Below are 20144 nucleotides of genomic sequence, written 5' to 3'. Positions count from 1 at the left end.
AACAGAATGAGGAACCCTTACATGCTCCGCCAAAGAAGCACCCGCCTGGGTGGCATCGCACTGATTGCCGGGATGACGCTCCTGGCCTCCGCCTGCGCCAACACCACACCAGGCAGCACAACTCCAGCCGGTACATCCGAGACGCCCGGCGCATCTTCCACGGATTCGGTCGAAGCGCACGGACGCGTCGCCATCTCCTACCCGGGAGGCATCAGCGTCCTGGATAGCAAAACATTGGAAGTCGTCAAGAAATTCGACTCCGAGGAGTTCACCAGGCTGAACGCAGCTGGGGACGGTCGCCATGTTTTCGTCACCACCAAGGCAGGCTTCCAGCTGCTGGACACGGTGGAACCGAAGCTCACCGATCTGCGGGTTGACGCGACGGCTGCCGGCCACGTGGTCCGGCACGCCGGCAACACCGTCCTGTTCGACGACGGGACGGGCGCCACCACCATCCTGAAGACCGACGAGCTCGCCAAGGCTGAGGGTGCTGTGCCTGCGGCACAGACGTACAAGGCTGACTCCGCACACCATGGTGTGTCGATTGTTCTGGAGGACGGGAAGCTTCTCACCACCATCGGAGACAAGACTTCACGCAGCGGCGCTATGGCACTCGAATCCCACGGCGACCACTGGGACAAAGTGGCCGAAAGCAAAGAATGCCCGGGCATCCATGGCGAGGGAACTGCAGCCGACGAGGCAGTGATCTTTGGCTGCGAGGATGGCGCCCTCCTCTACCACCACGGTAAGTTCGAGAAGTTCACGGCACCGGACAAGTACGGCCGGATGGGCAACGCGTTCGTTTCCGAGACCAGCCCGATTGTGGTGGGCGACTACAAGACTGATCCTGACGCCGAAGGCTACCTTCTTAACTCGGTGGCCCTGATCGACACCGAAAAGCACACCTTCAACGTGGTCAAGCTCCCCGAAACCGTCCAGTACACGTTCCGGGATGTAGCCCGGGGCCCGGGAGACCTGGCCTACATCCTCTCCACGGACGGCTCAATCCATGTGCTTGATCCCAAGGACGGGAAGATTGTCAACGAGTTCCCTGTGATCAAGGCCTGGGAAGGCCCGGCCGACTGGCAGGACGCCCACCCCGCCATCGTGGTCAACGGCAACATCGCCTATGTCACCGAACCGGCAGCAAACACTGTTCATTCAGTGGATCTGACCACCGGGAAGGTCACGGCATCGTCCAAGCTGGACGTCGTGCCCAACGAAATCGCCATCACCCTCGGATCGCACTGACCTTTAACATCTGAAGTACAAACAAGGGCAGGGCCACCAGTGGTGGTCCTGCCCTTGGTGCGTTGGGTCACGCTCCTGCGCCCGTCGATCGGGCTACCTGTTGCGATGGTGTGCGGGAGCGCTTCCCTACGCTTGCCGAACTGTTTCGTCGGCGTGTATCCACCCGGAGCTACATGATGCCCGTGGGAACCAGCAGCGCCCAGGCAAGTGCGGGTGCTACCAGGACTACTCCGCCTGCGTACATCATCAGCTGTTTGTAGACGCGCTGACGGTCGTCTTCACGGGCGTTGGCTACCACCAGTGCTCCGTCAGTGGAAAACGGCGATACGTCAACGACAGTTGCTGCGATGGCGAGGGCAGCCACTGTCCCCGACGCACTGAGTGAGCTCGTCGCAAGCAGTGGACCGGCCAAGGGGATGAAGGCCGTCAGGAGTGCGGTGGACGAGGCGAAGGCGGAGCCGACACCGATCACGTAGCAGAGCACCAGAGCGATGAGGAGCGGTGCTCCGAGTGCAAGGGCTTGCAGGAGTCCCGCTGAGAGCGCGACGAAGCCGATCGGCATGTGGAAGCCCAAAGCGCAGACGAGCATGGCCACGATGAGTCCCAAGGTGAAGAATCATCGCGGGTGCGCGGGGGGCTGGTGATGCGCGACCGGAAATTTTCCCCAACCCCTTTCGTAGATTGTTGACAATTGGTAGGCTCTGTTCATATCTTCCTTTTATCCCCAACACGCTAAGCGAACGAAGGAAATCTCATGAAGAAGCGACGCCCTGCTGCCTCCACCCTGGACCACTTTGCGACGGCCAACACCGGTCACCACTGCCCAGTAACGGGATGGTGGTCACTGAAGTGGAATGAAGAGGCCACTATGTTCATCACAGAAGGACAGGTGATGCCGGCCGTGGGCGGCGTGCCGACCGTGTGGATTCTGCGTGAGACGGCCAGCTACGGACGCGCAGGCGCAACCCCCTTGCTTGCGGCGTCCTAGAAGCTACCTGCGCGTCATGGGCTACCCGGCCACTGAAGCTGTGAGCTAGGCCTTCTACCGCAGCCCTGCCTGTTCCACGAGTTCGGTCAACCACGGCCGGTGTCCTTGATGGAACACCATCCCATCCGGTAGTCCCTGCACTCTGGGGACCGAATCGCCAATGTCGATGGTTACCCTGCCGCCAGCCATGGGTGCGTTGGTAATGTGCAGGTCGCCGTACGAGGCAGGCAGCTGCGGATCCATCCAGAATCCCCCGTGGGACACGTGGGCGTCGTACCGCATCAGGCTCGTGATCAGCTGGATGGGTGAGGTGGCTGCCCAGGCTTGGGGTGAGCAGGCCGTAGGGTAGGGCACCGGCTCGCTGTACTGCTCGCGGCTGAACCCGCAGAACAGCTCGGGGAGGCGCCCCTCGGAGAAGGCGGCTGCGTCGAACAGGGCCGTGGCGATTCGTTGAGCCTCCTCCACGAATCCGTAGCGCATCAGCCCGGCCGCGATGACGGCGTTGTCATGTGGCCAGACGGATCCGTTGTGGTAGCTGGCCGGGTTGAACGCGCCCATGTCGGTTGCCAACGTGCGTACGCCCCAGCCGCTGAACATCTCTGGGGACATCAGCCGTTCAGCTACGAGTGGCGCCTTGTCGTCATCCACCAAGCCGACCCAAAGGCAGTGCCCCATGTTGGAGGCGCACGCGTCTACTTGGCGTTTCTTGCCGTCCAGTGCGATCGCGTAGTATCCGCGGTGCGGCATCCAGAATTCCTCGTTGAATCTTGCTTTCAATTGGGCCGCGCGATCGGCGAGCTCGCGCGCCAAGGGTGCGTCACCGGCGTCGTAAGCCATCCAGGCTCTGGCCATGTACGCGTCATAAACATACGCCTGGACCTCACACAGCGCGATGGGAGGCTCGGCGAGGCGTCCGTCCGCGAAGTTGATCCCATCCCATGAGTCTTTCCAACCCTGGTTGATCAGCCCGCGATCGTTGAGGCGCTCATACTCGACGAAGCCATCGCCGTCCCTGTCGCCATAGTCGCGGATCCAGTCGAGGGCCCGGTCTGCATGGGGCAGTAGGGCGGCGATGGTGTCCTGGGCGAACCCCCATCGGCTGACCGAACCCAACACCACCACGAACAGGGGAGTGGCATCGACGCTGCCGTAGTAGATGGACTTGCCGCCCAGAGCCAGGCTGCTGGAGACATCCAACCGGACCTCATGCAAAATCTTGCCGGGTTCTTCCTCGCTCACGGGGTCAACCACCGTGCCCTGCCGCTCAGCCAACGTTTGCAACGTTCCCAGGGCCAGCGAGGGATCAACAGGCATGGCCATTTCGGACGCCCACAACGAGTCCCGTCCAAACAGCGTCATGAACCACGGGGCTCCTGCGGCCACAACCACTCTCTCCGGGTGGGCAGGGTCCTCAATGCGGAGGGCGCCAAGATCGTCGTAACTCCGCCGGAGGGTCCTCTCGATGGAGTGGTTGCCCATCTGGAGGACGGGAATTTTGGCCACCCAGTCCTGCCGGCGTTGATCACTCCGGGACAGTTGTCCGACGGCGGGACGCACCAGGGGCGCTGATGGCGCCGCCCCTTCAAGGCCGGGCAATACCATGAGTTGGGTGCTCCAGGAGCCCCGTGCCGGGATAGTGGTCCGGTAGGTGAAACCTTCCAGGCCCGCTTCAGCGGTGTCGGAGCTTACGACGACGGACTTCCGGACTTCCTGCCATCGGGCGCGAATGGTGAGTGTTTTGGCATCGACCTCGCGGCTTTCTTCCCAGTGAGTCTGAACGCGCGCTTCCTTCACCTCGAAGACATCGGCGAAGTCGGAAGCTACGGTGATCGCGATGAGGCATTCCGCGGGCTTCATCGAGTAGTTGCGCACGGTGAGGTGTTCCGCCATCCCAAAACCCAATTCCCGGGTGCGTTCCACGATGAGCGGGGTGTCAGCGTATCCGTCAGGCATGGTGATGCGGCCAGCGAAGACCGCCCTGTACGGTTCCTTCGTTTGGGCTGTCAGAGGTTCCACGGACTGTCCGTTTACCGTCAGGCTCCAACCGGAGAGGATCCGGGTGTCCTGGAAGAACAGGCCGTGTGGATGATCCGGGTTGATGTCACCGCTGGGCAGCGAAATGCAGAAGGACGTGCCCTCCACCAAGGTGACCGTCCCGGCGCCCAGGGGACCGGCAGCGGTATCGGCATTCCATCCAGCCATTTCCGGCTCCTTTGGCGCTCCTGCTAAGTCCTCGCTGTCCTGCTACATCCTCACAGTGACGCTACTCTCGCACGGAGGTGTGGACCAGACCCCAAGGCCGGCAGCCGGCGTCGGAGTGGGCATTGGCGTGAGCTTGGGGGCAACTGTCCATTCTGCGGCTGTTTCCACAAAAGCCTATCGTCGATTGTTGACAATTGTTAGAATGGAACCTGTGCTCTTCCAAGGACGGCGGGCACATTCACACGGGCCCCGGCCCCAGAAGGAGCAATCAATGGTCAAGGCCACTGTCATGAAAAATGCAAATACAGAGAACCCCGGCGAACACCTTCCCAAGCCCACATCAAGCACTCCCGGCCAGACCGAAGTGTCCCTCCGCCTTTGGGCCCGGGAAGGACTGAAAACCGGCATCTGGGAGGCAACGCCCGGTGTGTCCACGAGTACCAGGCCCGGCTATGACGAGATCTGCCAGATCCTCAGTGGAACTGCGACCATTACCGAAGAAGATGGAACCAGCTTCGAAGTCGGTCCCGGCTCGTTGTTCGTCACGCCGGCCGGCTGGACGGGAACGTGGACCATCCACGAAACATTGCGGAAGATGTGGGTAGTTGCCGACCTTCCCAAGGTCTAGTAGCGAAGGTCCAGTAGATGGAGGGAAGGGCCCGGTTCACTGAACCGGGCCCTTCCCTCCATTCGGATATTCGACGATGCCTAAGCGGTTATTCCTGTCACTTCAGGCTTGGACGTAAGGTCCTCCACGGCTTTCTGCATATGACGTTTGATGGCCTTTTGCAGGCCACTCCGATCCCGTGCTTCAAGCAGATCCAGGATCATTTGGTGTTCCTCCACCAGCGCATCGATACGTGGGTAGGCCACTTCCAAGCTGAGGATACACATCCTGGATTCCGCAGCCAGGGTCTCGTAGATCCGGATCAGGCGTGTGTTCCCTGTTCCTGAAACAAAGGCAGTGTGGAACTGCATATCCAGCCGGGCGATAGCCTGCCAATCCGACGCCGCCACCTGTTTGGCCATGCTTCGGATGATGCCTTTAAGTTCCCGGCAGGTGTCAGTGACCTGATCCGGTTCGGAATCCAGAAGCGTGTTGGCGGCGGCCAGTTCCACAGCTTCACGGACTGCATAGATCTCCCTGACGTCATCCGTGGAGAGTTCCAGCACGAAGACGCCGCGGTTGCGCTTGCTCACCAGGATGCCCTCTTGGCACAGCCGTTGCAGAGCTTCGCGGAGCGGGCCCCTGGACGTGCTGAGCTGACTGGCCAGTGCCGATTCGTTGACTTGTTGTCCAGGCCTGAAAGCTCCCTGGACAATGAGCTCCCGCAATTGGTCAGCGATCAGCTGCGCCGTGGGCCGGCCCTCCAAAACGAACATTCCCTCCGGTGCCGCCATTGACATCCCCTCATTCCATGCTTCGGCAATTTGTATTTATTACACCGCTACTGCGGTGTACTTGTATTCCAAAAACTCTTCAATCCCGATTTTGCCGCCTTCGCGTCCCAATCCGGATTGTTTGACCCCACCGAACGGCGCGGCGGGATTGGACACCAGGCCCGTGTTCAGGCCGACCATCCCCACTTCCAGGTCCGCGGAAAACCGCAGGGCTTTATCCATGCTCTCTGTGAATACGTACCCCACCAGGCCCCATTCAGTATCGTTGGCGAGGCGGAGAACCTCGTCTTCGCTGTCGAACGGCGTAATGGCAGCTACAGGACCGAAGATTTCCGTGGACATCAAGGCGGCGTCCGTGGGTACGTCCACCAGGACGGTGGGGGAGTAGAAGTAGCCCGGCCCTTCCGGACGGCTACCGCCTGTGAGGACGCGTGCACCCTTGGAGATTGCGTCTGCAACCAGGCCTTCGACCTTTTCCAGGCCCTTCTGCTCAATGAGTGGTCCGACGTCGGTCCCCTCCAAAGCGCCGTTGCCCACCCGCAATTCTGACATCTTTTTGGAGAACTTCTCGCCAAACTCTTCCACGACGGAGCGGTGGACGAAGAAGCGGTTGGCTGCCGTGCAGGCCTCGCCCATGTTCCGCATCTTGGCCTTCATGGCTCCATCCACGGCCTTCTCGATGTCAGCGTCAGCCAGCACGATGAAGGGGGCGTTTCCGCCGAGCTCCATGGAGGACCGCATGACGTTGTCAGCAGCCTGGCGCAGGAGGACCTTTCCCACTTCCGTGGAACCGGTGAAGCTGATCTTGCGCGCAATGCCGCTGTCCGTCCAGGTGCGGACCACGCTGGAAGCGTTCGACGTCGTCACAACGTTCAATACGCCGTCGGGAAGTCCTGCTTCCTTGAAGATCGCAACGAGCGCCAACGATGTAAGGGGCGTCAGCTCCGCCGGCTTGAACACCATGGTGCAACCGGCAGCAACTGCCGGCGCGATCTTCCGCGCGCCCATGGCGAGCGGGAAGTTCCATGGCGTCACCAGCACGGAGGGACCCACAGGTTCCTTGGTGATGAGGATGCGGGTGTTGCCATCGACCGAGCTGGTGTTGTCTCCGCCGATCCGTACTGCTTCTTCGGAGAACCAGCGGAGCATATCGGCGCCATAGGCCACTTCGCCCTTTGCCTCCGTGAGGGGCTTGCCCATCTCGGCAGTCATGATGGCTGCCAATCGGTCCGTATTGGCAATGACGAGTTCGTAAGCGCGGCGGAGAATGTCCGCGCGTTCCCGAGGCGTGGATTTTCCCCACGCTGCCTGGGCGCGTCCGGCGGCCTCAATGGCCAAGGCGGCATCTTCAGGGCTGCCGTCGGCAACGTGGGCGATGACTTCGTTCGTGGCAGGGTTTTCTACAGCAAAGGTGGCGCCGTTTGCGGCCTGCTGCCAGCGTCCATTGATGAACAAGTCTGTCTGCAGTGAGCTGGGATCAAGTGAGGGGGTCATGGTGGCTCTTTCAGTGATCAGGGGACTAGGAGGTGGCCGTCTTGAGCGCCTGCGTGAACCTGGACAGGCCAACTTGGATCTCGTCGCTGCTGACGTTCAGTGCGGGGATAAGGCGGATGACGTTGCCGTTGGGGCCGCAGGTGAGGAGCAGCAGCTCTTCCTTGATGGCAGCCTGCTGGACAGCCAGCGCAGTTGCGGCGTCGGGCGTTTTGTCTGCAGACGTGAATTCGACGCCCTGCATCAGGCCTCGGCCGCGGACGTTGCCGATTCCGGTGAACTCGGTTTGCAGCGCCTCCAGTCCTACCCTTAGTTCGTCGCCCCGGAGGCGGGCGTTTTCAACGAGGTTTTCGCGCTTGATGACACCGAGGGTGGCCACTCCGGCTGCTGCCGCAACGGCGTTCCCTCCGTAGGTTCCGCCTTGGGAGCCTGGCCAGGCTTTGCCCATCAGCTCCGCGGAGGCGGCGATTGCCGAGATGGGGAAGCCGCTGGCGAGGCCCTTGGCCGTGATAACCACATCTGGCCGGATCCCGGCCCAGTCGTGGCCCCAGAACTTACCGGTGCGGCCCACGCCGGCTTGAACTTCATCGAGGATCAGCACGATTCCGTGCTTGTCTGCGCGTTCACGCAGTCCTTGGAGGAAGGCAACGGGAGTAGGGATGTAGCCTCCGTCGCCGAGGACAGGTTCAATGATGAAGCCGGCTGTGTCACTGGGGGCACTGATGGTCAGGAGGAGGTGGTCCAGTTCCTTCAATGCGAATTCGACGGCGGTGGCTTCGTCCCAGCCGTACCGGTACCAGTGCGGGAACGGGGCTACGTGCACCCCGCCCATGATGGGTGAGAACCCTGAGCGGAACTTGGTTCCGGCTGTTGTCAGGGAGGCCGCGGCGACTGTCCGGCCGTGGAACCCTCCCTGGAAGGAGACGATGTTGGGCCTGCCGGTTGCCATGCGGGCCAAGCGGATTGAGGCTTCCACGGCTTCAGAGCCGGACGTTGCGTAAAAAACACTATCCAAACCTTGCGGCAACACAGTTCCCAGGAGCTCGGTGAGCTCCAGCAGCGGCTTGTGCATCACGGTGGTGTATTGGGCGTGGACAATCTTGCCCACCTGTTCGCGGGCGGCGGCCACAACATCGGGGTGGCAGTGACCGGTGCTGGTGACACCAATCCCGGTGGTGAAATCCAGGTATTTCTTGCCGTCGGTCGCGTGGATCCAGCTACCGGCCGCGTGGTCGACAACCACGGGGGTTGCCTGCTTCAGGATGGGGCTAAGTGTTGCCATGGCTTCATACTTTCTTAGGGACTGTAGATTGTCAACAATACGCGATCAGGCGGCATTCCCGGTGTTCGCGTGGAACTTGTCAGGACTCTTGGAACCGCTGGGGCCGCAGGAAATCCAATCCGTCAAACCAGCGCTTGCCGAGCGCTTCGCTGGCTGCTATTTCTCCGTAGCCGGAGGCCATTTTGAAGCCGGCTCCCGAGAATCCGGTTGCCGAGTAGACCCTGCCGGATTTGCCGAGGAAACCCATCAACGGCTGCGAATCGGAGGTGAAGAGGTCCGGGAACGCATCCGAGCGCACGATGCTTGGAATCAAGCCTGGGAAAAACTCCGAAACGGTCTCTATGGTTTCCGTGATCTCCGCCTTGCTGAGATCGCGCGGCACTGAGTCGGCAGCGGGAGTTGGTGCCCCGCGACCATCGAGCGTGGCTTTGACGGTTACGCCGTCCACTGCCGGTGCCCCATACATGGAGCGATTTCCCGAAATCCTGATGAAGATCGGAAACTTCTCCGGTGAGAATTGTTCTGCTTCGCGGGCAACGAACCATGAGAGGAAGATCCGCTTGGTTTCGGTGTGGGCTTTGAGGTATTCGGGCATGAGTTGTTTGGACCAGGCGCCCGAGGCAACGATGACCCGTTCGAAGGTCCAGGAGTTTGCCCCGGACGTGATAACGACGCCGTCGTCAGTTTCAGTGATGCTGTCAATTGGAGTGTTGGTCTTGACCGATGCACCATTGGTTTCCGCCGCGGTGATGGCCGCGGTGATGGCGCGATCGGTTCGCAGGGCGCCGGCGTTGGGGTCATAGACGGCGATATCGTCGGAGCGGAGGTTGTGTTGCGGGTAGCGGGCGGCCATTTCCTCACGGTTGAGGATCTGGTGGGCGGCGCCGGTGATTCGTGTCGTTTCGAGCAGGCTGCGGAGGTACGGTCCGTCGCTGGTGCCGATGGAGAGTCCGCCACAACGGGTGAGGATGTCTTGTCCGGTCTCCGCTTCGAGTTCCGCCCAAAGTTCGCGGGAGCGTTCCAGGAGTGGGTAGTAGGCAGGGTTGCCGCGGTAGATCATGCGGAAGAGCCGGGTGTCTCCGCCTGCGGCGCTGCGTGCGTGGGCAGGGGAGTGTGCTTCGAATCCCACCACGGCGTCAGTGAGCCGGGAGGCTTGCCAGAGGGCCATGCTGCCTATGCTGCCCAGGCCGATGATTGCGAGTTTTCCGTTCATGGTTAGAGGACCTGTTTGAGGAAGGTTTGGGTGCGGGGTTCTTTGGGGTTGGTGAGGATTTCGCGGGCGTCGCCGCGTTCTACGACGTTGCCTTCGTCCATGAAGATGAGGGAGTCGGCTACTTCGCGGGCGAAGCCCATTTCGTGGGTGACGACGACCATGGTCATGCCTTTTTTGGCGAGGTCTTGCATGACGTTGAGGACTTCGCCGACTTTTTCGGGGTCCAGGGCGGATGTGGGTTCGTCGAAGAGGATGATTTCGGGGTTCATGGCCAGGGAGCGGGCGATGGCGACGCGTTGTTGTTGGCCGCCGGAGAGTTCGGCGGGGTAGCGGTCTCCGAAGGCTTCGAGGCCGACGCTGGTGAGGAGTTCCTGGGCGTGTTTGGCGGATTGTTTTTTGTCGGCGCGTTTGACCAGGACGGGTCCTGCCATGACGTTTTCGCGGGCGGTCATGTTGGGGAAGAGGTTGAAGGATTGGAAGACCATGCCGACGCGGGTGCGTTGTTGGGCGAGTTTTTTGGGTGGTAGGGCGTGGTAGGCGGTGTCGGTTTCGTAGTAGCCGAAGTCTTCGCCGTTGACTTTGAGGATGCCCGAATCGACGGTTTCGAGGCCGTTGATGCAGCGTAGGAGGGTGGATTTGCCGGAGCCGGAGGGGCCGATGATGCAGCAGATTTCGCCGCTGGCGATGTCGAGGTCGACGTCTTTGAGGACTGTTTTGGGGCCGAAGGATTTGCGGATTTTTTGGGCGTGGATGGTGCCGTCAGCGTTCATCGTGCGATGCCTTCCGGTGCGGTGAGTGTCACTTTGCGGGCTTTGCGGGGGATCCGGGCGGAGGTGTGGGAGTATTTTTGTTCGAGTTTTGATTGTGGGTAGCTCAGGAGCATGGTCATGACCAGGTACCAGAGGCTGGCGACGATGAGCAGGGGGATGGTTTCGTAGGTGCGGGCGTAGATGAGTTGGGCGCTTTGGAGGAGTTCTGCTACGCCCAGGACGGAGACCAGGGAGGTGCCTTTGAACATGCCGATGACTTGGTTGCCGGTGGCGGGGATGATCGAGGGCATGGCTTGGGGGATGATGACTTTGCGCATTTTCATGGCTCCGCTCATGCCCAGGGAGTCGGCGGCTTCGATTTGGCCTTTGCCGACTGAGGAGAATCCGCCGCGGATGATTTCGGCCATGTACGCGGCTTCGTTCAGGGTCAGGCCGATCAGGGCTGCGGTGATCGGTCCCATGAGGGCGTTGGTGTCGATCGCGGTGCCGATGTCGGTGAAGGGGATGCCGATGCTTAGGTTCGGGTAGAGGGCGGAGAGGTTGAACCAGAAGATCAGTTGGACCAGGACCGGGGTGCCGCGGAAGATGGTGATGTAGACCCCGGCGAGGGCGGCGATGGGTTTGATGGTGGAGGCCCGCATGATGGCCAGGCCCAGTCCGAGGAGGGTGCCCAGGGCCATGCTGGCCACGGTGAGGAAGATGGTGAGCATCAGCCCGCGGAGGATCGATTCGTGCGTGAAGTATTTCGCGACGACGTCCCATTTGAAGTTCGGGTTCGTCGCGACCGAACTCAGGACACCGATCCCGACCAGGATGCACACGACCCAGGAAACGTACTCGAACGTGCTGCGCCGCTTCAACCGCGGCTTCAACGCCGAATCCAAACCGCTCATCACTTTGCTTCTTTCCAAAATCACTTGCTTCATCGGAGCACTCACTAGTTCAGTTTGGCGTCGGTGATGGCTCCGGAGTCCAGGCCCCAGTTTTCGAGGGACTCTTTGTACTCCGGAGTCTGCAGGACGGACTGGAGGGCTGTCTGGAAGGCCGGCGTCAGCGGCGAGCCCTTCTTCAGGCCGATCGCCGTGAGGTCGCTGGAGCCGACGTCGACCCGGCCGACGAGGACGAAGGAGCCAGGCTGCTGCTTCTCAGCCCAGCCGAGTGCAGTTGTGTCATACAAGATTCCATCGATGCGCTTGGAGTGCAGCTGGGTAAGCGCGTCCTGAACGTTGGGCAATGTCACGCCGTTGATAGCCGGCTGTCCCTTTGACGTGCAGGTCTGCTCGCTGAGGGCGGGGAGGCGCTTAAGCTGCCCGGTTGATCCCTGGGTTACGGCGATGTTCTTGCCACAAAGGGTCTCAACGGTGAGGTTAAGCGGGTTGCCAGCGGCCACTGCTACAGAGTTGCCGGCCTTGAAGTAGTCGATCATGTCCAGGACCTTGAGGCGTTCCTCAGTCTTGGACATGGTGGTGGCAGTGAAATCGAAGCGGCCGCCATCGAGGCCAGGGACAATCGTGTCGAATTTCGTGTCCACGAACTTCAACTTCAGGTCAAGCTTCTTCGCAATGAGCCTGGCGATGTCCGGGTTGAGGCCGATCGGGGTTGTATTGTCCTCAGCCAGGAAGGTGGTGGGCGGGTAGTGCAGGTCCATGGCAACCGTGAGCTCGCCCTTTTCCTTGATCGACTGTGGCAGCAAGGCCACGGCAGCTGAATCAGGCTGGATACCCTCGGAAATGTCAGTGGTGTCGGCAGTCTTGCTGCTGTCTGCGGAGTCGCTGTTGGCGGCTCCTCCACATGCGCTCAGTGCGAGCAGGACAGCCAGTCCTGCAGCTGCGGTCTGTGCCTTGGTTCGAATCTTCATGTTGGTTCCTTCAGGGGGAGTCGGGCGGTGGGGAGGGGAGAAGGTCTAGGGTTGAAATGTGATCCGGATCTCTCCGTCATCTACTGCAATGCAACCCCTTGAACAGTAGATTGTCAACAATTGACAGGAACTTTTTTTCATCTTCATGCTGGATGAGAACCGTTCCAATTTACTCCCACGAACTGTTGACAATTGACAATCTCGCCGCCTAAAGTCGAATCATCGGCGAGGATCTTTCGGCCCGCCCAGCAGGATTTTGCGGTTCATTTCGCCTCAATCGATACCTCTAAGAGCGGGCCCACCCCGCTTCAACCTCCGAAGAACGGAATTCACATGGCAGAGACCAACTTCCGGCCGAAGTACATCTCCTTTGATATCTACGGCACGCTGATAAATTTCGACATCGATCCCACCACCCGGCGCCTGCTCGATGGGCGTATCTCTGAAGAGCAGTGGCCCACCTTCAAGAAGCAGTTCCGCGGATACCGCTTCGACGAAGTCCTTGGTGACTACAAGCCATATGAGCAGATCCTCCAGGACTCCTTTGACCGTGTGTGCAAGCGCTGGGGTATTGGTCCGACCGAAGGCGCCGGCGCAGCCTTCGCTGATGCTGTACGCCGCTGGGTTGCCCACGAGGACGTGCCGGCGCCGCTCAAGCTCATGGGCGACAACTACCAGCTCGTGGCTCTGTCCAACGCGGACACCAGCTTCCTGGACATCAGCATTCCCAAGCTCGGCGCAAACTTCCACTCCGTCCTCACCGCCGAGCAAGCCCAGGCCTACAAGCCTCGCTACCAGGCCTTCGAGTACATGCTGGACACCTTGAACGCCAAGCCCGAGGACTTCCTGCACGTGTCCTCGCACACCCGCTACGACATGCATCCGATGCACGACATGGGTTTCCGGAACCTCTGGATGCTGGACCGCGGCTATGACCCCATCGGCGATGGCTACGACCTCAGCACAGCTAAATCCCTGGACGAGATCAACAAACACCTCGGTCTCTAAACCGACGTCGAGGCGAAAGGCCAACCCGTGAAACTTGTTCCCTACTGGCTTGATACTGCAGAACCATCCGGCGATTACCGTCGAACTCCGGTCCCGGAGAATGTTGATGTTGCGATTATCGGCGCGGGCTTTACCGGATTATCCGCAGCACTTGAATTTGCCAAGCAAGGCGCCAGCGTTGCTGTCTTCGAGCGCCACACCGTTGGCTGGGGTGCGTCGGGCCGCAATGGGGGAATGGCTACCACCGGTCTGGCCATTGGCTTCAGCACGGCAGTCAAGCGCTACGGGGCGCCCCGCGCGGTCGAGATGTTCCGCGAATACAACGACGCCATCGAAACCATTGAAAAGCTCGTCCACGACAACGGCATTGACTGCGACTACAAACGATTCGGCAAGCTCTCGCTCGCGTTCCATAAATCGCACTACGACGGGTTCCTGAAGTCCCAGGAGCTGCTCGCGAACCTTGTGGATCACCATGTAGAAGTTATTCCCAAGTCCGAAATCCACAGCGAAATCGGAACGGACTTCTACCAGGGCGCCATGATGGATCCCCTTGGTGCGGGTCTGCATGTGGGCAAATTCGTTCACGGTCTGGCAAAGGTAGCAGCCGACAACGGGGCCGACATCTGCGAAAACGCAAGCGTCACGGAGCTGAACAAGGTTTCAGGCACGGTCCATGACGTGCACACCACCCGCGGCATTACCCGTGCCAAGCAGGTTCTGGTAGCCACCAGCGGCTACACCGGCAACGTCACCCCGTGGCTTCAGCGTCGCGTGATTCCGGTGGGCAGCTTCATCATAGTCACCGAACCCTTGCCGGAAGACGTAGTGAACCGCATTCTGCCGAACAGGCGACAGGCCTCGGACAGCAAGATGCTTACGTACTATTTCCGGATCACCCCTGACAACCGGCTGCTCTTCGGTGGCCGGGCGCGGTTCGCCATGTCCAACCCTGAATCAGACGTCAAGAGTGGCGAGATCCTGCATAAGGCCATGACTGAGCTCTTCCCCTACCTGGCCAACGTGGAGGTGGACTACATCTGGGGCGGCTTGGTGGACCTTTCCATGGACCAAATGGTGCACGCCGGCGTTCATGACGGCCTGTTCTACTCGCTCTGCTACAGCGGCCACGGCGTACAGATGGCCGCCCACATGGGCAAGAGGATGGCCCACTACATGGCTGGCGATAAGCAGGCGAACGTGTGGGAAGACCTAAAGAACCCGCCTGTGCCGGGCCACTTCGGCCCGCCGTGGTTCCTGCCGTTTATTGGTGGCGCCGCGAAGATCATCGACCGCATCAAATAGGCAGGGTAAGGATCCCATGAGTTCATCAACCAAAGTCGCTGCAGCGCGCCCCAAAACAGGGGAAGAAACCGCCTACAGACGGGCAAGCATCGCCACCCTGCCAGGCGGTGCCTTTCTGGAAGGACGTTGGGAGACGGCTGACAGGATCCTCGAAGTCCGGGATCCCGAAGACGGGCTCCTGCTGGGGACGGTGTGTTCTTCCACTCCACAGGACGTGCGCCGGGCGGTTGCCTTCATTTTTCGCCACCTTCTAGAAGATGATTGGGCTCTCCGGGAACGGCGGGAGGCTTTGGAACGTGCAGCAGTGCTGCTTGCGAACCAAGGCGAGCGGTTTGCCGAGATCATTGCCGCGGAAAGCAGCAAGACCATCACCGAGGCTGAGCGTGAAGTGCGCAGGTGCATTGAGACACTGCGGCTCTCCGCTGCGGCGTCGAGCGAACTCGTCGGAGAGACACTCGCTTTTGAAGACAGCATGGCCGGAGCCAACAAAATTGGCTGGTACAACCGCAAACCAGTGGGAATTATCGCGGCCATCACCCCTTTCAATGATCCGCTCAATCTCGTGGCACATAAGCTGGGCCCGGCGCTGATCGGAGGCAACGGCGTCGTACTTAAACCCTCAGGTCGAACCCCGCTGACGGGCCTTGCCTTTATCCAACTGTTGTTGGAAGCGGGCGTTCCCGATGGTCGTCTCGCCGCAATCGTTTCGGGGCCGGGCGTCTCGGAGGCGATCGTGACGGACCCACAAGTGGACCTCATCTCCTTCACGGGTGGGCCGAAGACTGCCGACCGTATTGCTGCCGCCGCAGGAGCAAAGAAAATCCTTTCTGAGCTCGGCGGCAACAATGCAACCATTGTCTGTGCGGACGCTGACGCCGACGCCGCTGCCGAGGCCGTAGTGGCCGGCGCTTTCGGAGTGGCAGGCCAAAACTGCCTGTCCGTTCAGCGGGTCTACGTTCACATCTCCCTGTTTGATCAAGTACTTGAAAAGGTGGTGGGTGGAACCCGGACGCTTCGCGTCGGGGCTAAGTTCGATCGCACCACGGACGTCGGACCACTGATCACCGAAGCTGAAGCCCGCCGCGTGGAGGAATGGGTGGACGAGGCCAAATCACTCGGCGCAACCCTCCACGTGGGTGGGCAGCGCCGCGGCGCGTTCTATCAGCCGACCGTGCTCACGGACGTGCCCGCAGACGCCCTGGTCATTAGCGAAGAAGTGTTTGGCCCGGTGGTCAGCATCATGCCGTTCATCCAGATCGCCGATGCCATCCACGCCACCAACGACTCCGACTATGGGCTTCAAGCCGGCGTTTTCACGGAGTCGATCGAGCTGGCCCTGGCCATTGCCGACAAGCTGCACGTGGGGGCCGTTGTCATTAATGAGACCAGTGATGTCCGGATCGATTCGATGCCCTTCGGCGGTTTCAAGAAATCCGGCGTGGGGCGTGAAGGCGTCAAACATGCGGTACGTGAGATGACCGAACCCAAAAGCACCATCATCAAATTGGCCGAGCCCGCCACCCGCTGGCAGCAACTCACTGCCACCTCAGAACGGAGTGCATCATGACGACCCACAAAATCGCAGTTATCGCGGGCGACGGAATCGGAAAAGAAGTTGTTCCCGCAGCCATCGAATGCCTCGAACGGATCGCGGAGCTCCACTCCATCAACCTTGAGTTCACCCACTTCGGTTGGGGCTCGGACTACTACGGGGAGCAAGGGCGAATGATGCCGCTGGACGGGCTGGAACAGCTGGCGCAGCACGACGCCATTTTCCTTGGCGCCGTAGGTTCCCCGGAGGTTCCGGACGCTGAATCGCTGTGGGGCCTCTTGATCCCCATTCGCCGCGAATTCCAGCAGTACATCAACCTCCGACCCGTGAAAACGCTCGACGGCGTCAAGTCGCCGCTGGCGAACAAGGAACCGATCGATATCCTCATCGTGCGTGAAAACAACGAGGGGGAATACTCGGAGGTCGGCGGACGCATGTACCGCGGATTGCCCCACGAAACCGCTGTCCAGGAAACCATTTTCACCCGCCTGGGAGTATCGCGGGCCGCGCACTACGCGGCCTCGCTCGCGTCCTCCCGCCGCGGTCAGTTGACCTCGGCCACCAAGAGCAACGGCATCATCCACACCATGCCTTTCTGGGACGAAGTAGTGGAGGAAACCACCCGCCTCTACCCCGACGTGACGCTCACCAGCGAACTGGTGGACGCACTGGCTGCACACCTGGTCCTCAAACCCTGGACCCTGGACGTCATTGTCGCCTCGAACCTGCTGGGCGACATCCTCTCGGACCTGGGCAGCTCCGTCACCGGCTCCATCGGCGTGGCTCCCAGCGCGAACCTGAACCCCGAAGGGGATTTCCCATCCCTCTTTGAGCCGGTGCACGGATCTGCCCCGGACATTGCGGGCAAGGGATTGGCGAACCCGGTAGGTCAGATCTGGTCAGGGGCAATGATGCTCCAACACTTGGGCCACCCGGAAGCTGCCGAGCATCTGCAGTTGGCTTTCGAATCAGTGTTGCGCGAGGGTCTGGGTACCCGCGACGTTGGAGGGCCGTCGTCGACCTCTGAGTTCACAGCGGCTGTCCTGGCTGCCATTGACGTCTTGGATGCTCTGGGCAAGGCGGAAGTTGGCGCTCCCAAGCCAGCGGCAGCAGCGGCGTCGTCATCATGACGAATGCCGAAGTCCAGCGGCCCGTCGTCGCTGTCCTGTACCGGGACGCCCTGCCGCCGGGGCTGGACGAAATTGCGGAGCTGGCCGAAGTTCGCCTAACCAAGGCTGACGGTCTCCCAGAGGCAATGGACGGTGCGGATGTTCTCTACCAATGGCATTCCTTCTCACCTGCGTTGCGCGAGAACTGGGCTGCAGCTTCGTCGCTGAAGTGGGTGCACGTCTCGGCTGCGGGCGTGAGCCAACTCTTGTTCGATGACTTGGTCAACAGCGACGTTGAATACACGAACTCGCGTGGCGTCCTGAGCCGCGCCATTGCCGAGTTCGCCCTGGGCTTTGTCCTGGACATCGCGAAGGATGCGCAAGGTTCGCTGAGGCTCCAGCAGGGGAGGCGCTGGCAGCACCGCGTTACCCGGAAAATTCAGGGCCAGCGCACCTTGGTGGTGGGAACGGGCTCCATTGGACGCGAAATCGCGTCCTTGTTCCGCGCGGTTGGCCTGCGCGTCAGCGGCGCGGGGCGCAGCAGCCGACCAGGGGATGCGTACTTTGAAGAAATCCATTCTTCCAAGGACCTGGCCTTGGTGGTCGGAGACTTCGACTACGTTGTGCTGGCCGCGCCCCTGACCGACGACACCAAAGGCTTGGTGGATGCCGCTGTCCTTACAGCCATGAAGCCCACGGCCCACCTGATAAATGTGGGGCGCGGGGAGCTGGTTCGCACCGACTCACTGGTGGACGCGCTTCGTTCGGGATCCATTGCGGGTGCGGCGCTGGACGTGGTCCATCCGGAACCACTTCCTGCAGAGCACCCGCTGTGGAGCATGGACAACGTCATTCTTACCCCTCATATGAGCGGCGACACAGAAGATTACCTCGACGACCTTGGGAAGCTATTCGTGGAGAACCTCTGGCGGTTCAGCCGCGGTGAACCATTGCAGAACGTCGTGGACAAAAGGCTCGGGTTCGTTCCGGTTTCGTGATCCCTGTTTCCCGGATTGCACGGCCATGAACCGGAGCACATTGTTACGGGATTGCCGACCGTCAATTTTTCAGAATGGAAGAGGTAAGGCTAACCTAATAGTCTTCACTTTCCCCATGCCCACCCGTTCGGGCATAAATAGCAGGCGGTTCCCTTTGCGCACTCCCAGCCGATCCACGGCAACTCTCGGGCTGGCAGCCCTCCTCACACTTTCCGGTTGCGGCCTCAGCGGGGGCCAGCCCGTATCCGCCGAGAAGGTAGCTGACACCAACCAGCGCATCGTGGTAGACAACTTCCGCGCTCCCGTGGCCAACTGGGCTCCGGAGTCCGACGCCGCATACATCTTGTCCTTGTCCGGCTGCTTGGAAACCCTTACCAAATACGATTCCGCCCAAGGGAAAGTTGTTCCTTTCCTGGCAACGGAATGGAAGAAGGCTTCGCCTTTGGAATGGGACTTCACCATCCGTGAAGGCGTGAAATTCCAGGACGGTACCGACCTCACCGCAGAGGCTGTGGCCGCCTCGCTCAACCACGTCCTCAAGGCCAAGGTGCCTGCCCGGGCGTTCAGCCCGAGCGTAGTCAGTGCTGTCGAGGCGCGGGATTCAAAGACAGTTCGCGTCACCACGCCCGTGGAAAACCCGTTGGTACCGTTCCGCCTTGCAAGCGTCAACACCGGCATTCTTGCTCCGGCCGCTTACGCGGGCGCCACCGTTGATCCCTTCGGTCACTGCACCGGACCGTTCACTCCGGTTTCAGAGAAGGCGAAACAATCCCTGACGCTGGACCGCAACGAAAACTACTGGGGCGGCGACGTGCAGCTCGCAGGGGCTGAGGTCCGCTTCATCACCAACGGCGCTACACGCGCAGCACAGGTTCAAACCGGTGAGGCGGACATTTCCCTCTCCATCCCGGCTTCTGCCTTGTCCACGCTCGAGAATGCGCCCGAAGTCTCCGTGCTGAAGGCAGACTCACCGCGCACGGCCACGCTGTACATGAACAACGGCCGTGCCCCCTTCAATAACGTTGATTTCCGCAAGGCACTCCGTTCGGCACTGAACCTTGAGGCTTTGGCCTCCAGCGTCTACGAGGGCGCAGCCCTTCCGGCAGCCGGACCCTATGCGCCTTCAGAGCCATGGGCATCGAGCACGGCGAGCTCGCCGAAGCAGAACGTTGAAGAAGCGAAGAAGCTTCTCGCCAGTGCCGGATACACCGCCGACAAGCCGTTGGAAATCATTGCGATTGTAGAACGTGCCGAGTTCGCCGACGTCGCAACCGTGATCCAGGACAACCTCAAGAACATCGGTGTACCCGTGGCCATCCAGGCCAAGGAATACGCGTCCGCTGAGCCGGACGTTTTGGCAGGGAACTACGACATGATCCTGAGCCAGCGCAACCGACTCATCGACATCGCTGATCCCATCGGCTTCCTGACGGCCGACTACACGTGCAAAGGCACCTACAACCTCAGCCACTTCTGCAATGAAGAGTTTGACGCGATCATCACCGAAGCAGCCCGCACGTCCAACACCGAAGAACGTTACAAGCTGTATGCCAAGGCCGGTCAGCTCCTGGATGACCAGGCGGTCAACCTCTGGCTCGTCAATGAACAGGCTACCGACGCCGTCCGCAGCAACGTCCTGTCCTACGTTCAGGATCCGCTTTCCCGTTACGTCCTGACAGCGCAAACGGCCAAGTCGGGCTCCTAGCAACGAAACCG

The 20144-nt window shown here is 60.7% G+C and carries 17 protein-coding genes and 1 pseudogene; 9 read left to right on the top strand and 9 right to left on the bottom strand.

Translation table 11 applies throughout. The features are described from left to right. The first annotated feature begins 6 nt into the window (after positions 1-6). A complete protein-coding gene (gene aztD, locus M1D89_RS13820) occupies positions 7-1251 on the top strand; it encodes a zinc metallochaperone AztD (protein WP_498644273.1) in 1245 nt (414 codons plus the stop codon). A gap of 169 nt (positions 1252-1420) precedes the next feature. Here the strand turns inward: aztD and M1D89_RS13815 are convergent. Next, positions 1421-1861 (bottom strand): annotated as a pseudogene (locus M1D89_RS13815) (SLC13 family permease); the annotation flags it as partial. A 144-nt stretch (positions 1862-2005) separates the two neighbouring features. On the opposite strand from M1D89_RS13815, the gene M1D89_RS13810 reads away from it, so the two are divergent. Then, a complete protein-coding gene (locus tag M1D89_RS13810) occupies positions 2006-2239 on the top strand; it encodes a hypothetical protein (RefSeq protein ID WP_498188869.1) in 234 nt (77 codons plus the stop codon). 54 nt (positions 2240-2293) lie between these two features. On the opposite strand, the gene M1D89_RS13805 is transcribed toward M1D89_RS13810, so the two are convergent. Next, positions 2294-4441 (bottom strand): amylo-alpha-1,6-glucosidase, encoded by a 2148-nt coding sequence (locus M1D89_RS13805; RefSeq protein ID WP_498644271.1) that lies wholly within the window; start codon positions 4439-4441, stop codon positions 2294-2296. 271 nt (positions 4442-4712) lie between these two features. Between M1D89_RS13805 and M1D89_RS13800 the strand changes: the two genes are divergently transcribed. Then, positions 4713-5069 (top strand): cupin domain-containing protein, encoded by a 357-nt coding sequence (locus M1D89_RS13800; RefSeq protein WP_054808428.1) that lies wholly within the window; start codon positions 4713-4715, stop codon positions 5067-5069. A gap of 80 nt (positions 5070-5149) precedes the next feature. Here M1D89_RS13800 and M1D89_RS13795 read toward each other — a convergent pair whose 3' ends face one another. The 7 genes from M1D89_RS13795 to M1D89_RS13765 all read right to left on the bottom strand — a co-directional run bounded on the left by M1D89_RS13795 (position 5150) and on the right by M1D89_RS13765 (position 12456). Continuing rightward, positions 5150-5848, bottom strand: coding sequence for a GntR family transcriptional regulator (locus M1D89_RS13795; protein ID WP_498644269.1), 699 nt, complete (start codon positions 5846-5848; stop codon positions 5150-5152). Positions 5849-5881: 33 nt separating this feature from the next. Continuing rightward, positions 5882-7336, bottom strand: coding sequence for an NAD-dependent succinate-semialdehyde dehydrogenase (locus tag M1D89_RS13790; RefSeq protein ID WP_498644267.1), 1455 nt, complete (start codon positions 7334-7336; stop codon positions 5882-5884). A gap of 25 nt (positions 7337-7361) precedes the next feature. Next, positions 7362-8615 (bottom strand): aspartate aminotransferase family protein, encoded by a 1254-nt coding sequence (locus tag M1D89_RS13785; protein WP_498644265.1) that lies wholly within the window; start codon positions 8613-8615, stop codon positions 7362-7364. A gap of 79 nt (positions 8616-8694) precedes the next feature. After that, positions 8695-9828: an N-methyl-L-tryptophan oxidase gene (gene solA, locus M1D89_RS13780; RefSeq protein ID WP_498644263.1), complete on the bottom strand. Its 1134-nt coding sequence runs from the start codon at positions 9826-9828 to the stop codon at positions 8695-8697. Positions 9829-9830: 2 nt separating this feature from the next. Further along, positions 9831-10598 (bottom strand): amino acid ABC transporter ATP-binding protein, encoded by a 768-nt coding sequence (locus M1D89_RS13775; RefSeq protein ID WP_498644261.1) that lies wholly within the window; start codon positions 10596-10598, stop codon positions 9831-9833. Next, a complete protein-coding gene (locus M1D89_RS13770; RefSeq protein ID WP_420180962.1) occupies positions 10595-11491 on the bottom strand; it encodes an amino acid ABC transporter permease in 897 nt (298 codons plus the stop codon). Before M1D89_RS13770 ends, M1D89_RS13775 begins: the two co-directional genes overlap by 4 nt. Before the next feature lie 44 nt (positions 11492-11535). Next, positions 11536-12456 carry an ABC transporter substrate-binding protein gene (locus M1D89_RS13765; protein ID WP_498644258.1) on the bottom strand — a complete coding sequence of 307 codons (921 nt, stop codon included), beginning with the start codon at positions 12454-12456 and terminating at the stop codon, positions 11536-11538. Positions 12457-12789: 333 nt separating this feature from the next. Here M1D89_RS13765 and M1D89_RS13760 point away from each other — a divergent pair, with 333 nt between their 5' ends. The 6 genes from M1D89_RS13760 to M1D89_RS13735 all read left to right on the top strand — a co-directional run bounded on the left by M1D89_RS13760 (position 12790) and on the right by M1D89_RS13735 (position 20133). Continuing rightward, positions 12790-13464 carry a haloacid dehalogenase type II gene (locus M1D89_RS13760; protein ID WP_498644256.1) on the top strand — a complete coding sequence of 225 codons (675 nt, stop codon included), beginning with the start codon at positions 12790-12792 and terminating at the stop codon, positions 13462-13464. Positions 13465-13491: 27 nt separating this feature from the next. Further along, on the top strand, positions 13492-14769 hold the full coding sequence (locus M1D89_RS13755) for an NAD(P)/FAD-dependent oxidoreductase (RefSeq protein ID WP_498644254.1): 1278 nt from the start codon (positions 13492-13494) through the stop codon (positions 14767-14769). Between the two features lie 16 nt (positions 14770-14785). Further along, positions 14786-16336 carry an aldehyde dehydrogenase family protein gene (locus M1D89_RS13750; protein WP_498644252.1) on the top strand — a complete coding sequence of 517 codons (1551 nt, stop codon included), beginning with the start codon at positions 14786-14788 and terminating at the stop codon, positions 16334-16336. Beyond that, the gene (locus tag M1D89_RS13745) at positions 16333-17451 is read left to right on the top strand and encodes a tartrate dehydrogenase (protein ID WP_498644250.1); all 1119 of its coding nucleotides are present in this window, start codon (positions 16333-16335) and stop codon (positions 17449-17451) included. Before M1D89_RS13750 ends, M1D89_RS13745 begins: the two co-directional genes overlap by 4 nt. After that, positions 17448-18428, top strand: a complete 981-nt coding sequence (locus tag M1D89_RS13740) for a D-2-hydroxyacid dehydrogenase (protein WP_498644248.1) — start codon at positions 17448-17450, stop codon at positions 18426-18428. The genes M1D89_RS13745 and M1D89_RS13740 overlap by 4 nt, the downstream gene beginning before the upstream one ends. A gap of 115 nt (positions 18429-18543) precedes the next feature. After that, on the top strand, positions 18544-20133 hold the full coding sequence (locus M1D89_RS13735; RefSeq protein ID WP_498644246.1) for an ABC transporter substrate-binding protein: 1590 nt from the start codon (positions 18544-18546) through the stop codon (positions 20131-20133). The last annotated feature ends 11 nt before the right edge of the window (positions 20134-20144 follow it).

The organism is Arthrobacter sp. D3-18 (assembly GCF_054408525.1).
Note: the sequence above shows the minus strand (reverse complement) of the source record. Positions and strands in the feature narration are given on the sequence as shown.

Bases quoted from the DNA above. Each gene is read 5' to 3' on its own strand.
- aztD (WP_498644273.1), top strand. From the start codon at position 7: ATGAGGAACCCTTACATGCTCCGCCAAAGAAGCACCCGCCTGGGTGGC.
- M1D89_RS13810 (WP_498188869.1), top strand. From the start codon at position 2,006: ATGAAGAAGCGACGCCCTGCTGCCTCCACCCTGGACCACTTTGCGACG.
- M1D89_RS13805 (WP_498644271.1), bottom strand. From the start codon at position 4,441: ATGGCTGGATGGAATGCCGATACCGCTGCCGGTCCCCTGGGCGCCGGG.
- M1D89_RS13800 (WP_054808428.1), top strand. From the start codon at position 4,713: ATGGTCAAGGCCACTGTCATGAAAAATGCAAATACAGAGAACCCCGGC.
- M1D89_RS13795 (WP_498644269.1), bottom strand. From the start codon at position 5,848: ATGTCAATGGCGGCACCGGAGGGAATGTTCGTTTTGGAGGGCCGGCCC.
- M1D89_RS13790 (WP_498644267.1), bottom strand. From the start codon at position 7,336: ATGACCCCCTCACTTGATCCCAGCTCACTGCAGACAGACTTGTTCATC.
- M1D89_RS13785 (WP_498644265.1), bottom strand. From the start codon at position 8,615: ATGGCAACACTTAGCCCCATCCTGAAGCAGGCAACCCCCGTGGTTGTC.
- solA (WP_498644263.1), bottom strand. From the start codon at position 9,828: ATGAACGGAAAACTCGCAATCATCGGCCTGGGCAGCATAGGCAGCATG.
- M1D89_RS13775 (WP_498644261.1), bottom strand. From the start codon at position 10,598: ATGAACGCTGACGGCACCATCCACGCCCAAAAAATCCGCAAATCCTTC.
- M1D89_RS13770 (WP_420180962.1), bottom strand. From the start codon at position 11,491: ATGAGCGGTTTGGATTCGGCGTTGAAGCCGCGGTTGAAGCGGCGCAGC.
- M1D89_RS13765 (WP_498644258.1), bottom strand. From the start codon at position 12,456: ATGAAGATTCGAACCAAGGCACAGACCGCAGCTGCAGGACTGGCTGTC.
- M1D89_RS13760 (WP_498644256.1), top strand. From the start codon at position 12,790: ATGGCAGAGACCAACTTCCGGCCGAAGTACATCTCCTTTGATATCTAC.
- M1D89_RS13750 (WP_498644252.1), top strand. From the start codon at position 14,786: ATGAGTTCATCAACCAAAGTCGCTGCAGCGCGCCCCAAAACAGGGGAA.
- M1D89_RS13745 (WP_498644250.1), top strand. From the start codon at position 16,333: ATGACGACCCACAAAATCGCAGTTATCGCGGGCGACGGAATCGGAAAA.
- M1D89_RS13740 (WP_498644248.1), top strand. From the start codon at position 17,448: ATGACGAATGCCGAAGTCCAGCGGCCCGTCGTCGCTGTCCTGTACCGG.
- M1D89_RS13735 (WP_498644246.1), top strand. From the start codon at position 18,544: ATGCCCACCCGTTCGGGCATAAATAGCAGGCGGTTCCCTTTGCGCACT.